This window comes from Sanguibacter sp. TS_SC_8 (assembly GCF_055361235.1).
In genome coordinates this window covers 819,507-833,736 of the sequence record NZ_CM143955.1, presented here as the reverse complement: position 1 = coordinate 833,736, position 14,230 = coordinate 819,507, and the positions used below count along the sequence as shown (strand labels likewise).

The following is a 14,230-nucleotide window of genomic DNA, read 5'->3' as shown; positions in this document are numbered from 1 at the left end:
ATCACGCACTCAGCGGGGGGATGGGGAGTGGGGGGCAGGGGGCGGCTGGTGGGGGTGGTGGGGTGGGGATCGGATACGGTGGGATCAGCCCATTTCCAACAGTGCGACAGGAGACCTATCGTGGCTGACTCATCGATGGACATTGTGAGCAAGGTCGACCGCCAGGAGGTCGACAACGCTCTCAACCAGGCGGTCAAGGAAGTAGCCCAGCGCTACGACTTCAAGAACATCGGCGCCTCGATCGCGTGGAGCGGCGAGAAGATCCTCATGATCGCCAACTCCGAGGAGCGTGTCCGCGCGATCCTCGACGTGCTCGAGACCAAGCTCATCAAGCGGGGCGTGTCGCTCAAGCACCTCGACATCCCCGAGAACGGCCCCCAGATCTCGGGCAAGGAGTACCGCCTCGAGGTCAGCCTCAAGGAGGGCCTGGCCGGGGAGAACGCGAAGAAGGTCACGAAGATCATCCGCGAAGAAGGCCCCAAGGGCGTCAAGACGCAGATCACCGGCGACGAGGTGCGCGCGACGAGCAAGTCCCGCGACGACCTCCAGGAGGTCCAGGCCCTGCTCAAGGGCGCTGACCTCGACTTCGCCGTCCAGTTCACCAACTACCGCTGACGGTGACGGCCCCGCGGGTCGTCGCGACCGACCTGGACGGCACGCTGCTGCGCAGCGACGGCTCGCTCTCCAGGCGGACCCGCGGGGTGCTCGCCGGTCTCGACGCCCGCGGGGTCCAGGTCGTCTTCGTCACCGCCCGTCCCCCGCGCTGGCTCGACGCCGTCGCCGACGCGGTGGGCGGGCACGGCCTGGCGATCTGCCTCAACGGCTCGTGCGTGGTCGAGGTCGCGACCGGTGAGGTGTCCCAGATGCGCGGCTTCGACGCCGCCGTCCTCACCGCCGTGGTCGCCGACCTGCGCAGCGCGCTGCCCGGCATCGAGCTCGGTCTCGAGAGGCCCAGCGGCCCGATCTTCGACCCGCACTACGCGAGCGACCACCACGCGCCGCCCAGCGCCCCCCACGCGGCCGTCGAGGACCACCTCGACGAGCCTGTGGGCAAGCTCCTCGCCCGACTGGGCACGATGACCCCGGAGGCGTTCTTCGCCGCTGTCGAGCAGGTCATCGGTGCCCGCGCGCAGCTGGCCTACTCGGGCGCGGTCGGGCTCGCGGAGATGACGGCACCCGGGGTGAGCAAGGCCGCAGCCCTGGCGCGCTGGTGCGCCGCCCACGGTGTCGCCGCGGCCGACGTCTGGGCCTTCGGCGACATGCCGAACGACCTGCCGATGCTCTCCTGGGCAGGGACCTCCTTCGCCGTCGCCAACGCGCACGACGACGTGCTGGCCGCAGCCACGCACGTCACCTCCTCCAACGACGACGACGGCGTCGCCCTGGCACTGGAGGGGCTGCTCGCCCGATAGGAGGCGACTCGCGAGTCAGCGGCGCCGGCGAGCTCACGCTCCTCACTCCATGACGCGCAGCGCGGACGGGATGTCGGTGCGGCGCAGGCGGCGCAGGGTGAGCAGCGGGGCCACGGCGACCGTGAGCACGCCCAGCGCGAGCGCCTCGACCACGGTCGCCCCGGCCACGGTGGCGGTGACGCCGATCTCGGGCATCCCGTTCGCGATCGTCGTCGCTGCCATCCAGGTGAGCATGCCGTAGCCACCGGCGATGCCGACGAGGGTGCCGACGAGGCCGACGAGCACGGTCTCCAGCGCGGTCAGGCCGAGCACGCTGCGCACAGGGAGCCCGAACGCCAGCATGGTCGCGTGCTCGCGGGAGCGCTCGTCGACCGCGATCGACGTCGTGTTGTAGGCGATCAGGAGCGCCAGCAGCAGTGTGACCAGCGCCGCGACGTTGAGGATGCCGACGAACTCGTCGAGCGTCGCGCGCATCCCTTCGGTCGCGGTCTGCGGCGTCTGGGCCGAGGCGACGTGGGGCACACCCATGAGTGCCCGCCGCACGTCCTCGGCACCCACACCGTCCGCTGGGGTGACGCTCAGCGTGTTGGCGGCACCGGCCAGCCCGAACGACCCGGCGAAGGCGGGATCGAGGTAGGCGAACATCCGCATCGGGCTCGGGTGGATGCCGACCACCGGCAGGTCGCTGCGGACGGTCTGCAGGCCGCCGGGTGTGACCTGGAGGTGGTGGACGCTCACCGTGTCTCCGATGGCTGCGCCGAGGTCCTGCGCCGCCTTCTCTGCCAGCACCAGCCCGCCGGCGGCAGACCCGTCCACCAGGGTGGGCTGCCATGCGGCACCTTCGGGGAGCATCTCGATGATGAGGTCGATGCGCTCGCCCCCGCCCTCCGCCTCACCCGGCAGCCGGAGTCCCGCCTCGACGGCCCCGGCCTCCGGCAGCTCCTCGACCGCTCGCACCACGTCCCCGTCCATGGGCTGGAAGGTGTCGAGGGCGACGGCGACCCTGTCCTGCGCGGTGTGGAGCATCTCGTCCTCGGCCCGGTCCAGAGTGGCTCCGAACGTGTCGAGGAGACCGACGATCGTCACCAGGGTGGTGATCGCGGTGGCGATGCCGAGTGCGGTGAGGGCGCTGCGACGCGGCGTGCGGAACACGTTGCGCACGGGGATCTGCCAGTACCCGCGCCCCGGAAGTCGCAGCCGGCGCAGCACCGGCGCCAGGCCGCTCCCCCGGGCCGCGAGATGGCCGACCCGGATCGCCTCGATGGGCTGCACCCGCAGCGCTCGCCAGACCGGCCAGGCGATCGCGATGAACGGCAGCACGAACCCCAGCACAGCCGCCTGGGCGAAGACGTCGACCTGCAGCGGGGTCCTCCAGACCGGCAGCGGGACCATCTCGACGAACACCCCACGCAGCGGGATCGCGATCGACCAGCCCACGACCAGCCCCAGCCCGACGCCCAGCAGGGCGACCTGGGCACCGAACAGCAGCGGGCGGACCGCGAGCAGGCGCGGCGGCACACCGAGGGCCATGCCGACGCCGATCTCGCGCCGCTGGGCCTCCACGATCCGGGTGGTGAGGTTCATGGCGGCGAAGGCCGCGCCGAGCAGCACGAGCAACGCGATCACCCGCCACAGCTGCTCGTCCCCGTCGATGTCGTCGTAGAGCACGCGGTAGGCGTCGATGTCGTCCCGGGTGGTGACGTCTGCCACGAGAGGCGGTTGGGCGGAGGCGAGCGCCTGGTCGAGCTCGTCGCGCAGGACGTCGCGGTCGGCACCCGGACGCAGGGTGAGGACCAGGTCGTTGACCTGGCCGGGGGTGCCGCTCGCCTCCTGCGCGGTGTGCAACGAGGTGAAGAGCACGCCGTACGACTTCTGGGTGAGGAAGGGCAGTCCCCCCTGCCCCCCGGTGAGGATGAAGTACTCCGGCGACTGGCCGCGTCCCACGATCTCGAGGCGGTCGCCGCCTGACACGGTGAGCTCGGAGCCGAGCGGGAGGCCGTTGCCGTCTGCGAACGCCAGGTCGGCGACGACCACCGGCCGCCCGTCGTCGGCCGGCGTGAGAGCGCGCCCGGCGCTGACGTGCACGCCGTCGACCAGGGGACCGGTGCGGGTGTCGGTGCCGACGAGCTCTCCGGGCACCAGGAGCCCGCCTGGGCCGGCGACCTGGGTGGGCACCACCAGCCGCTCGCGCGCCCCGGCCACGTCCCCGGCGTGCGGCAGGCCGGCCACGAGCTCGAGCAGGCGTCCCTCGTCGGCGGTGCTGCCGCTCGGCAGCGCCGCGCGCAGGTCGTGCACGTCGAGGAGGGCGAAGCTCTCGTCGTTGGACTGGGTGCGCCACGCGGAGGTGCCCAGCAGCCCGGCGTAGGTGCCGGTGCCGAGGGCGATCACCGCAGCGATCGCGGCCACGGCCGTCCAGCGGCGCCGCAGGTCGCGCCACGACCAGCGCACCCACAGCCCGGCGTTGCTCCTCGCCGACTTCGTGGCCATGGCCGGCTACCAGCGCAGGTCGGAGATGGCAGCGCGACCTCCAGAGGGTGGGCCGTCGGAGACGATGTGACCGCTCGAGAGCTCGATGACCCGGTCAGCCACCCGCGAGATCTCCCGGTTGTGGGTGACCACGATGACCGTCTTCCCGAGCTCGGCCTGGGCTCGGAGCAGCTCGAGGATCTGCACGCCGGTGCGGAAGTCCAGCTCCCCGGTCGGCTCGTCGGCCAGCAGGATCGGGTTGCCCGTGGCCAGCGCGCGGGCGATCGCCACCCGCTGCTGCTCCCCGCCCGAGAGCTGATGGGCGAAGTGCTCGGCCCGCTCACCCAGGCCGACCTGGCCCAGCACGTCGACGGCGACCCGCGCGGCGTCCGGTCGGCCGGCAACATCCGCGCCGAACTGGACGTTCTCCAGCGCCGTCAGACCCGGGAAGAGGTTGAAGCTCTGGAAGATGAAGCTGACCGTCCCGCGCCGGATCCTGGTCCGCTCGGCCCGGGAGGCGGTGGTGAGCTCCTTCCCGGCCAGGCGCACCGTCCCCGTCGTCGGGGCGTCCAGCGCCCCGATGAGGTTGAGCAACGTCGTCTTGCCGGACCCGGACGCACCCAGCACCACGACGAACGCGCTGTCATCGACGTGGAGGTTCACGTCGTCGAGGGCCTTGACCACGGTGTCCCCCACGGGGAACCAGCGACAGACGTCGTCGAGGTCGATCCGGGTGCCGTCCGAGCCCGCGCGAGCGTCGATGACCGGCCGCGCTTCGGTGACGTCTTCCATACCTCCAACGTGGTCGCCTGGCGGCCACCGCGGTAGGGCGGAAGGTCCCCGCCAGACGGGGACCAGCGGCCCTCAGCCGCGTCAGCTCAGCGGCGACCCGGGCAGCCCGGCCATCCGCTCGAGGCGGTTGATCCGCTCGCCCATCGGGGGGTGCGTGGCGAAGAGCTTGCCCATGCCGCCCCCGCGGAACGGGTTGGCGATCATCATGTGCGAGACGTCGACGATGTCCCGGTTCTGGGGCAGCGGGGTCCGCTGCGTGCCGGCCTCGAGCTTGCGCAGGGCCGACGCCAGTGCCAGCGGGTCACCGGTGAGCTTGGCGCCGTCCTCGTCCGCGTCGTACTCGCGGGTCCGGGAGATCGCCAGCTGGATCACGGTCGCGGCGACCGGCGCCAGGAAGGCCATGAACAGCACCGCCAGGGGGTTGCCGCCCCGGTCGCGGCTGCCGCCGAAGAACATGAGGAACTGCGCGAGCGCGGTGATGATCCCGGCGAAGGCCGCCGCGACCGAGGACGTGAGGATGTCCCGGTTGTAGACGTGCATGAGCTCGTGGCCGAGCACCCCGCGCAGCTCCCGCTCGTCGAGGATCGCCAGGATCCCCTCCGTGCAGCACACAGCCGCGTTCTGGGGGTTGCGTCCGGTCGCGAAGGCGTTGGGCGCCGGGGTCGGTGACACGTAGAGGCGGGGCATCGGCTGGCGGGCGGCGGTCGAGAGGTCACGGACGATCCGGTACATGACCGGCTGCTCGATCTCGCTCACCGGTCGTGCCTGCATGGCCCGGATCGCGAGCTTGTCGGAGTTCCAGTAGCCGTAGGCGGTACCGACCAGACCGATCCCGCAGAACAGCACGAGCATCGAGGAGCTCCCACCGCCCACGACCGCCCACAGGCCCAGCAGGAAGGCCCACATCGCCCCGAACAGGACCGCGGTCTTGAGCCCGTTGAAATGCTTGTGCCCCACGGATGCCACCCTTCTCACGTCTGCCCAGTTCAACGCACGAACCCCGGCGAGCGTTCCCGATCCAGGAAACTCACAGGGGTTCGTCAGCGTGCGTCGGAGCAGCTACTGCCGCGCGGTTCCCCGGGCGATGGCGATCATCTCGTCGCGGGCGATGACCTTGACCCGCTCACGTCCCTGCGCCTCGCCGAGGGCACGCTCGTGGGCGTCGAGCAGCTCCCACCCGGACCACTCGATGACCTCGACGCCGCGGTCGGCGAGGAAGGTGGTGATGGCGCTCGGGTCGGGCTGCCCCGCCGAGGCGAAGTCGGCCTGGCTCTGTGCGTCCTCGACGAGGTTGCGGATCGTCTCGGACGCGTCGGACTTGGTGTGGCCGATGAGCCCGACCGGCCCACGCTTGATCCAGCCGGTGCAGTACACCCCGGACACCTGCGCGCCGTCGATGTCGATGACCCGGCCCTCGAGGTTCGGGATGACGCCCTTGCGGTCGTCGAAGGGCAGCTCGGGCAGCGGAGAACCGAAGTAGCCCACCGCGCGGTAGACGGCCTGGACGGGCCAGTCGTGGAACTCTCCCGTACCCGAGACGGTGCCGTCGCCGTTGAGCTGGGTGCGCTCGGTGCGCAGGGCGTCGACCCGGCCGTCGCCGTCGGCGTCGACGATCGCGGCGGGTGCGTGCAGGAAGTGCAGGTGCAGCCGGCGCGAGGCGGAGAAGGTCGACGGGTCGTTGAGCGTCCAGTCGGTGAGGGTCTTGACGATCTGCTTCGTCTGGTTGGACGAGCCGATCGCGGCGATCGAGCCTTCGTCGAACTCGAAGTCCTCGGGGTAGACGATCACGTCGACGTCGGCGATGTGCCCGAGCTCGCGCAGCTCGAGCGGGGAGAACTTCGCCTGGGCGGGACCGCGACGGGCGAAGACGTGCACGTCGGTCACGGCCGAGTCCTTCAGGCCCGCGTAGACGTTGTCGGGGATCTCGGTGACGAGGAGGTTGTCGGCGTGCTTGGACAGCACCCGGGCGACGTCGAGCGCGACGTTGCCGGCGCCGATGACGGCGACCTGCTGGGCGTGCAGCGGCCAGGTCGTCGGCACGTAGGGGTGCCCGTCGTACCAGGAGACGAAGTCGGCCGCGCCGTAGGACCCGTCGAGGTCGGCCCCGGGGATCTGCAGGGCCGCGTCGGTGAACGCTCCGGTCGAGAAGATCACCGCGTCGTAGAACTCACGCAGGTCGTCGAGCTTGAGGTCGATGCCGTAGTCCACGTTGGAGAGCAGACGGATGTCGCCGCGCTCGAGGATCTTGTGCAGCGCGGTGATGATCTGCTTGATCCGCGGGTGGTCGGGGGCCACGCCGTAGCGGACGAGTCCGAACGGGGCCGGCAGACGCTCGAAGAGATCGATGGAGACGTCGAGATCCGTCTTGGACAGGATGTCGGCGGCGTAGATGCCGGCCGGGCCGGCCCCCACGATGGCCACGCGGAGTTGACGGTCAGTGCTCACGGAATTTCAAGCCTTCCGGTTGGAGTCGGCGGTGCATCTGAGGGCGAATCTCAAGACTTCTCAAAGTCTAGGCGCATGTGCAAGAGGCCAACGCTCCCAGACATCTCGCCCTGTGGATCCCCCGTCTTGCTCTGCGGACGATTGTTTCCCCCAGTAAATCGCATCAAACCCGGATGAGCGAGTCCTGAATCTCTCGGATCTGGGCAAAGGCGGAGTCCACCTGAGTGCCTGCGCACGTCCCAGTGATCTGCACCACATCGAAGACCGGGCCCGCCGCCAGCACACACATCCGCAGGGCCTGCACGAGAGTTCCACCCTTCCCGTCCGAGAAGTAGCCCTCGATCCGCAGCGCCGACGCGCCGAGCATCTCGGCGGAGCCTTCCCGCAGGGTCTCGGTGAACCGCGGCAGCTCCTTGAGACGGCGGGTCACGTCCTTGCGCGCGGCGGCGACCGTGTGGTCCGCACCGAAACGGGTGACCGTGACGAGGACGTTCGGGCGGAACTGCCCCTTAGGCACCTCCCGGGCGAGCGCGAGCGGCAGCCCGACCCCCGCGAGCGTCACCCACCCCTCCGGCTGGACCACCTGCAGGCTGGGGTAGGCCGGGAACGCGTCGGAGGGGAAGGTCAGGACGGTGCTCATCAGTCGTCGGAGTCCACGTCGAGCAGGGGGAGGTCGGCCGAGGTGACCAGACGAGAGGTGACGGCGTACTCCACGAGCCGCGACCGGCGGTTCGTGGCCAGCTGCTTGGGTCCCCCGCGCAGCCCCTTGACGCCCATCCGGTCGAGCTTGTCGCAGACGTTGTCGAGCTTGCGGTTGAACCGCGTGGTGGCCCAGCCCAGGCGCTTGGCGGCCTCGGCAGTCGACGGGATCTCGCTCAGCCCGGCCCCGTCACGCTTGAGCATCGGCTCGCACAGAGCGACGATGAGCTGCTTCTGGCTCGTGGTGAAGGAGATGACGCCGATCGTCGTCTCGCCGACGAGCGGTCCGTCGGTGACGACCTCCTCGTAGGGAGAGCCCTCCAGGTGCACGAGCAGCTCGTAGGTCGTGGGACCGGCGGTGAAGACGATCGTGGTCTTCTTGAAGACGATGGGCAGGCGGTTGCCCGGCGAGAGCCAGGACTGCACCCCGCCGCTCGCGTCGCACACGGTCACCGAGATGAGCGAGCCGATGTTGGACAGCCACCAGATCCCGTCCGTGAAGGACACCCGCAGGAACCGGCGGTGCAGGTAGGGGTTGTCGTCGACGGACAGGTCCGCCTCACGACCGATGTCGAAGGGCTCGTCCAGGCTCGGACGGAACCACTCGCCGCAGTAGTCGATCGCGAGTTCAGTCATGGCTTCACAGCTCCTTCGTCCCCGCCGCACGCTGCGGCACGGCACACCCTCGACGCACCAGCGCAGTCCACCGCGTGCCCGCCCGGAAACTGTATCGAACGAACCGCGTCATCCGAGGCAGGCCCGGGTGGTTTCTCCGGAGATCCTGCCGTCGCGGACCACGACCACCTCGATGCAGGGGTCCTTGTCGTTGAAGGTGTTGACCGACACGTTGAGCAGGCTGGTCTTGCGGAACGGGCCCTCCCCGGCGTCCTCGCTCGCCTCCACGGCCCGGTAGGCGTAGACGTCGCCGTCGCGGGGGTCGGGATTGACCCAGGAGAACGTCGCGGCGCTCCCGTCGGCGGTCGGCGTCGCGGTGACGTCGACGGCCTGGGGCACCTGCGAGGCGCTCAGCTCCGTGGTCGTCACGACCAGCCGGTCGTAGATGACGACCGCCCCGGTCACCCCGAGGGCCAGCGCGAGCGTGACGACCACGGCGAGCGGGCGCCGTCGGCTCCGGCTCGTCGTGCCCGACGCCGCAGCGGGCCTGGTCGCCGGGGTCACGTGGGTCACGTGGGGGACAGTGCCGGTCGGCGCAGCCGGTAGCGGGGCCGGCGGCACCGGACGGACCGTCGCCAGCGGCTCAGACGGCGCAGTCGGCGCAGGTGGCACGGGCCCTGCGCGCGGGGGCACGTACGGTGCACCGCGGAGCGAGCCGTAGCTCATCGACGTCGAGTCGGAACCGATCCCCGAGACCGAGTCGGCAGGCGCCGTGAGGACCGGCAGCCCACGGCGGGGCGCCGATGCGTGGGCGACGCCGTACCCGGGGTGGAACCGGTCGCTCGCGATCCGGATCCTCGTCCCACCGTCGACCTCGTCATCGTCGGCGTGGCCTGCGGAGTCGGTGCCGGTCTCGGTGCCGGTCTCGGCGTCGTCGGACGTCTCGGCGGTCGCCTGGGAGTCGTTGATGATGTCGATCGGGGTCACTGCGAGGTTGAGGACCATCTGCACCTTCTGCAGGGCCCGGCCCAGGTCGAGCATGCTCGGGTAGCGCTGGTGGGGGTCCTTGGCCATCGCCCCGGCGAGCACCTGCTCGAAGGAGGCCGGCACGTCGCTGCGATCGAGCGGGGGCAGCGGCTCGCTCATGATGCGTTCGATCAGCGCGCGCTGGGAGTTCACCCCGCCCGCCACCTCGAAGGGCGAGCGTCCCGACAGCAGCGTGTACATCGTGGCCGCGAGGGACCAGACGTCGCTGGTCACGCCGCTGCGCGGGGTCGCCGTCAGGTTCTCCGGAGGTGACCAGGGCACGGACATGCCGTCGGCCCCGGCCTCGCTCTGCTCGATGGTCGCCGAGATGCCGAAGTCGGTCAGGGCCGGGTGCCCGTAGTCGGTGACGAGGATGTTGGCGGGCTTGATGTCGCGGTGCACGATCCCGCTGCGGTGCGCGGTCTCCACCGCCCCGGCGATCTGGATGCCGATCCGCAGCGTCTCGGCGACGCCCAGGCGTTCCTTCTTGTACCGCGTGGACAGGTTGGGCCGCGAGCAGTACTCCATCGTGAGGAAGAGCCGGCCGTCCTCGGTGACGTCGGAGTCGAAGATGGTCACGATCGAGGGGTGGCTGGAGACCGTGGCCATCAGGTCCGCCTCGGCCGCGAAGGCCTCCCGGCTCGCACCCTCGGACCACTGCGGGAGCAGCACCTTGATGGCGACCTGGCGGCGGGGTCGGAACTCCTGGTAGAGGAAGACGTCGGCGAAGCCGCCCGAGCCGATCAGGCGCAGGTAGGAGTACCCGCTGATCTCGGGGGGGAGCGAGGGAGGTCGTCGGCTGCTCATGCCAGCCCGTGGAAGGCCAGCTGGATGCCGTCGCCGAGGTCGACGACGTCACCCTCGGCCACAAGGGTGGGTTCCAGGGGGTGCAGACGGCGCGGTGCCTGCCCGGCGCGCAGCAGGGTGGTGCCGTTGACGGTCTCCAGGTCGACGAGCAGCACGTGCCACCCCTCGAGGCGGATCTCCAGGTGGGACCGAGAGATGTCCTGGCTCGGGCTGGGGACGGAGACGAGGCGCTGGGAGACCGGCGAGCCCGTCGTCTGGGCCTGCGGGAACCTGCCGACGACGATCGGCACGCTGAGCTCGACCCGCTCCCCCGTCGAGACGTCGACCCAGCCCAGCGAAGGGCGTTCGACGAGCTGGGCGTTGGGGCTCAGACCGCCCCCGCACTGCGCGCAGGTCATCCGCACCGGGGGGTTGGGGTGCCCGAAGAAGCAGGACCGCGCGAGGATCTCGGTCCCGCGCGGGTCCCGGAACTGCTCCGTGGCCGGCTGCGCCGGCTCGGGTGCGACGGGCTGCGGGGTGGGCTGCGGCGTGGGCTGCGGCGTGGGCTGCGGCGTGACGGGCTGAGGCGCTGCGTGCTGCGGGGTGGCGGGTGCCTCGTCGACGGGCGGCGGAGGCGGCACCGGAGGCAGGGCTCCGAATCCGCTCGTCGTGGGTGCGGAGGGAGGCGGCGGCGGGGGTGGCGGGATCGAGCTCTTGACCCGGGCGACGGCGGCTGCGAACAGCGTGCTGTCGTCGAAGTCGTCGAAGTCGTCGTCGGCCTCACCCTCGGCGGCCGCTGGGGTCGCTGCGGCCTCGGCCGCTGCGTCGGCTTCTGCGTCGACCACTCCCCTGTCCCCTGCCGCACCGTGCCCGGTGAGCCCGTGGACCACGGTGAAGTCGTTCTCGTCGTCGTCGACCTCGGGGACATCAGCCTCGGCGTCGTCGACCACCAGGACACCCGCCGAGGCGACCTGAGCCGCTCCGACGGTGACAGCTGCGAGCTGTGCCACGGCGCCGGCCGGGATGCCTGCGGCCACGGGCTCCGAGATGACTGCGGGGGTCGGCTCGTCCGTGGTGGTCCCGGCGCGCTCCGCCTCCCACTCCTCGGGGACCCCGGCAAGGGTTCTGGAGAACTCAGACTCGGTCTGCTGGGCGAGGCTGAGCTGGTGCTCCGAGGGCTTGTCGTCGGTGTCCGCAGCCAGGTCGTCAACAGCAAGGTCGTCAACAGCGAGGTCGTCAGCTGCCAGATCGTCGACCGCAAGGTCGTCCGCGAGCAGGTCGTCCGTGCGTGGGCCGTCCGTGCGTGGGTCGTCCGCGCCGACGGCGCCGACGAGCGCATCCTCGGCACCCGGTCCAGGTTCGTCGGCCATCTCGTCGATCTCGTCGAGCTCCGCGACGATCGCGTCCGCGACCACGCTCTCGTCAACCACGTCGACCACGTCGAGCGCGTCGACTCCGACGGCGTCCTGCACCGTCCACCGCAGCCGGTCCACCTGCACGACTCCGTCGGTGATACTCAGCAGCGGAACGTCGGCCTCGACCGCGGTCGAGGCGATCAGCTCGAGGCGCGTGACGTCGTCGACGTGCTTGTCGACCCAGGTGGTCACCTGGGGGCCGCTCACCAGCTCGGTCACCTCCGGGGTGGTCACGATGGCACTGAAGGCGCCGCGCACCGCGACCTGGGCCGAGCAGGTCTCCCGCCGGCCGTCCGCCTCGCCACCGCCGTCGACCAGCGCGATGACGAAGGAGGGCAGCGCGCGCCAGGTGGGGTCGAGGACCCCGGTCACCGTGTCGAGGAGCGTGGCGAGATCGCGACCGCTGCCGCCCGACTCGATCGCGGTCCACAGCGCTGCGACGGCCTCGGTGCCCACAGACTCGTCGACCATGACGACAAGACCGGGCCGCACCAGGGCGAATGCCGGTCCAGGCGCATAGTGAATCGACATCTCTACCTCAATCTGCTGGGGGCGGTCGTCGCACTCTCGCACCGGACACTACCGACTATGCGGTGCGAGCGGAACTGTCCTCACGCCCGTGGACCATCTTCCCAGCAGCCGCACGCATCCCGGTCGCGCTCCCCGCGACGCCGGGCGGGCGCGCCACGTCGACGACGAGCACGGTGATGTTGTCCCGCCCCCCGGCCAGCAGCGCGCTGTTGACCAGCTGGTCGGCGGCCAGCTGGGGATGGGGCTGGTCCCGCAGGACGTGCGCGATCACCTCGGAGGAGACCTCCTCGGTGAGCCCGTCGGAGCAGATCAGCAGGCGCTCCCCGGGGACGATCGGCAGGTACCAGCAGTCAGGCTCAGGCTCGACCAGCCCACCCAGCGCCCGGGTGATGACATGCCGGCGCGCGTAGGTCCGCGCCTCCTCCGGGGAGACCTCGCCGGCGGTGAGCAGCTCCTGCACGAGGGAGTGGTCCGTGGTGACCTGGGCCAGCTCACCCTCGAAGTATCGGTACGTGCGGGAGTCGCCGACGTTCGCGATGAGCCAGCTCAGCTCGCCGCCGCGCCGGACGACGACCGCGCCCGACATGGTCGTGCCGGCGTTCCGCCCGGGCTGGGTCGTGATCCGCGACACCGCGCGGTGGGCGTCGCTGACCACTGCATGAAGATCGTCCTCGGAGGCGTTCTCGGCCTCGCCGATGGAGCACAGGACGGCGACCGCGGTCGCGCTGGCCCGGGCACCGGCGTCGTGGCCGCCCATCCCGTCGGCGACGAAGTAGACCCCACGCTCGGCGTGGAAGGCGTCCTCGTTGACGCTGCGTCGGCGTCCGGCGTGCGTCGTGGCGCCCCAGCGGAGGGTGGGGAGGGGAAGTCGCTGGTCCACGCGCCCGTCCACCTGCCTCTTCTGCCGAGTAGTTGCACTCAGACGCTAGCCGCCTGACGGCGCGGCTGCGATGGGGACAAGTCCCCAGCGCGAGGAGCGGGACCTCTCAGGAGGTCCGGTCGACGAGGGACTCGGCGAAGGAGACGAGCGCATCCTTGACCGCACCCTCGGGCAGCGGGGCGAGCTCCGCGATGGCGCCCTTGGCCCACGCGACCGACTGGGCGCGGGTCTCGGCGACCACGTCGTGGGAGCGCAGAGCACCGACAGCGGCCTCGAGGGCTGCGTCCGAGGCCAGGTCACCGTCGAGGAGGGCGAGGATCGCCAGGTCGCCCGGGAGGGGGTTGGTCGCCTCAGCCACGCGTCCGCGAAGCAGGAGGACGGGCATCGTGGGGACCTTCTCGCGGAGGTCCGTGCCGGGGGTCTTCCCGGTGAGCAAACCGTCGGAGGTGAGGTCGATGACGTCGTCGGCCAGCTGGAAGGCGACACCGAGCTTCTCGCCGTAGCTCGCGACGATGTCCACCACCTCGGGGCGGCAGCCGGCGAACTTCGCGCCGAACCGGGCCGAGGTCGCGATGAGCGAGGCGGTCTTGTCCGAGAGCACCTGGATGTAGTGCTGGATCGGGTCGTCCTGCGGCGTGGGACCGACGGTCTCGTGGAGCTGGCCCAGGCACAGCCGCTCGAAGGTCTCGGCCTGCCAGCGCACCGCCTCCGGCCCCAGCCCGGCCACGGTGCGCGAGGCCCGGGCGAAGAGCAGGTCGCCGGTGAGGATGGCGACGGAGTTGCCCCACACCTCGTGGGCCGACGGCGCCCCGCGGCGCAGCGGGGCGGAGTCCATGACGTCGTCGTGGTAGAGCGTCGCCAGGTGCGTCAGCTCGACCACCACCGCCGCGTCGATGACCTCCGGGCGGTTCCCCTCACCCAGCTCGGCGGCGAGCAGGGTGAGCATCGGACGCAACCGCTTGCCTCCCGCGTTGACGAGGTGGCGCGAGGCCGTGTCCGCCAGCTGGTCGGTGTGGGTCACGGAGTCGCGCAGACGCTCCTCGACCAGCGCCAGCCGGGCGGTGAGCCTCTCGGCGAGGGCGGGGTCGGGGAGCGGCAGCCCGATCGAAGCAGTAGTCACAGGTAGAACTTAGCCGGTGCGCGGACCACATCGTGCACTGACA

The 14,230-nt window shown here is 71.0% G+C and carries 12 protein-coding genes; 2 read left to right on the top strand and 10 right to left on the bottom strand.

Annotation, left to right across the window (positions count from 1 at the left end; translation table 11 throughout):
• Nucleotides 1-120 precede the first annotated feature (120 nt).
• Nucleotides 121-615, top strand: coding sequence for a YajQ family cyclic di-GMP-binding protein (locus ACWA15_RS03600; RefSeq protein WP_464058089.1), 495 nt, complete (start codon nucleotides 121-123; stop codon nucleotides 613-615).
• Between the two features lie 2 nt (nucleotides 616-617).
• On the top strand, nucleotides 618-1,412 hold the full coding sequence (locus tag ACWA15_RS03595) for an HAD family hydrolase (protein WP_464058088.1): 795 nt from the start codon (nucleotides 618-620) through the stop codon (nucleotides 1,410-1,412).
• Nucleotides 1,413-1,454: 42 nt separating this feature from the next.
• Here ACWA15_RS03595 and ACWA15_RS03590 read toward each other — a convergent pair whose 3' ends face one another.
• From ACWA15_RS03590 to ACWA15_RS03545, 10 genes are all read right to left on the bottom strand, one after another.
• Entirely contained in the window at nucleotides 1,455-3,899 is a 2,445-nt protein-coding gene (locus ACWA15_RS03590; RefSeq protein ID WP_464058087.1) for an ABC transporter permease, read from the bottom strand.
• Nucleotides 3,900-3,905: 6 nt separating this feature from the next.
• Nucleotides 3,906-4,670: an ABC transporter ATP-binding protein gene (locus tag ACWA15_RS03585; protein WP_464058086.1), complete on the bottom strand. Its 765-nt coding sequence runs from the start codon at nucleotides 4,668-4,670 to the stop codon at nucleotides 3,906-3,908.
• Between the two features lie 81 nt (nucleotides 4,671-4,751).
• The gene (gene htpX, locus ACWA15_RS03580) at nucleotides 4,752-5,627 is read right to left on the bottom strand and encodes a zinc metalloprotease HtpX (RefSeq protein WP_464058085.1); all 876 of its coding nucleotides are present in this window, start codon (nucleotides 5,625-5,627) and stop codon (nucleotides 4,752-4,754) included.
• Between the two features lie 102 nt (nucleotides 5,628-5,729).
• Nucleotides 5,730-7,115, bottom strand: coding sequence for an FAD-dependent oxidoreductase (locus ACWA15_RS03575; RefSeq protein ID WP_464058084.1), 1,386 nt, complete (start codon nucleotides 7,113-7,115; stop codon nucleotides 5,730-5,732).
• A gap of 163 nt (nucleotides 7,116-7,278) precedes the next feature.
• A complete protein-coding gene (locus tag ACWA15_RS03570; protein WP_464058083.1) occupies nucleotides 7,279-7,755 on the bottom strand; it encodes a hypothetical protein in 477 nt (158 codons plus the stop codon).
• Nucleotides 7,755-8,450 carry a hypothetical protein gene (locus ACWA15_RS03565; protein ID WP_464058082.1) on the bottom strand — a complete coding sequence of 232 codons (696 nt, stop codon included), beginning with the start codon at nucleotides 8,448-8,450 and terminating at the stop codon, nucleotides 7,755-7,757. The genes ACWA15_RS03570 and ACWA15_RS03565 overlap by 1 nt, the downstream gene beginning before the upstream one ends.
• Nucleotides 8,451-8,558: 108 nt before the next feature.
• The gene (locus tag ACWA15_RS03560) at nucleotides 8,559-10,262 is read right to left on the bottom strand and encodes a serine/threonine-protein kinase (RefSeq protein ID WP_464058081.1); all 1,704 of its coding nucleotides are present in this window, start codon (nucleotides 10,260-10,262) and stop codon (nucleotides 8,559-8,561) included.
• A complete protein-coding gene (locus ACWA15_RS03555; protein WP_464058080.1) occupies nucleotides 10,259-12,187 on the bottom strand; it encodes an FHA domain-containing protein in 1,929 nt (642 codons plus the stop codon). Before ACWA15_RS03555 ends, ACWA15_RS03560 begins: the two co-directional genes overlap by 4 nt.
• Nucleotides 12,188-12,242: 55 nt before the next feature.
• Complete coding sequence (locus tag ACWA15_RS03550) at nucleotides 12,243-13,067, bottom strand: PP2C family protein-serine/threonine phosphatase (protein ID WP_464058079.1); 825 nt, start codon at nucleotides 13,065-13,067, stop codon at nucleotides 12,243-12,245.
• A 106-nt stretch (nucleotides 13,068-13,173) separates the two neighbouring features.
• Nucleotides 13,174-14,187 carry a polyprenyl synthetase family protein gene (locus tag ACWA15_RS03545; protein ID WP_464058078.1) on the bottom strand — a complete coding sequence of 338 codons (1,014 nt, stop codon included), beginning with the start codon at nucleotides 14,185-14,187 and terminating at the stop codon, nucleotides 13,174-13,176.
• Between the last annotated feature and the right edge of the window lie 43 nt (nucleotides 14,188-14,230).

Bases quoted from the DNA above. Each gene is read 5' to 3' on its own strand.
- ACWA15_RS03590 (WP_464058087.1), bottom strand. From the start codon at position 3,899: ATGGCCACGAAGTCGGCGAGGAGCAACGCCGGGCTGTGGGTGCGCTGG.
- ACWA15_RS03555 (WP_464058080.1), bottom strand. From the start codon at position 12,187: ATGTCGATTCACTATGCGCCTGGACCGGCATTCGCCCTGGTGCGGCCC.
- ACWA15_RS03570 (WP_464058083.1), bottom strand. From the start codon at position 7,755: ATGAGCACCGTCCTGACCTTCCCCTCCGACGCGTTCCCGGCCTACCCC.
- ACWA15_RS03585 (WP_464058086.1), bottom strand. From the start codon at position 4,670: ATGGAAGACGTCACCGAAGCGCGGCCGGTCATCGACGCTCGCGCGGGC.
- ACWA15_RS03560 (WP_464058081.1), bottom strand. From the start codon at position 10,262: ATGAGCAGCCGACGACCTCCCTCGCTCCCCCCCGAGATCAGCGGGTAC.
- ACWA15_RS03565 (WP_464058082.1), bottom strand. From the start codon at position 8,450: ATGACTGAACTCGCGATCGACTACTGCGGCGAGTGGTTCCGTCCGAGC.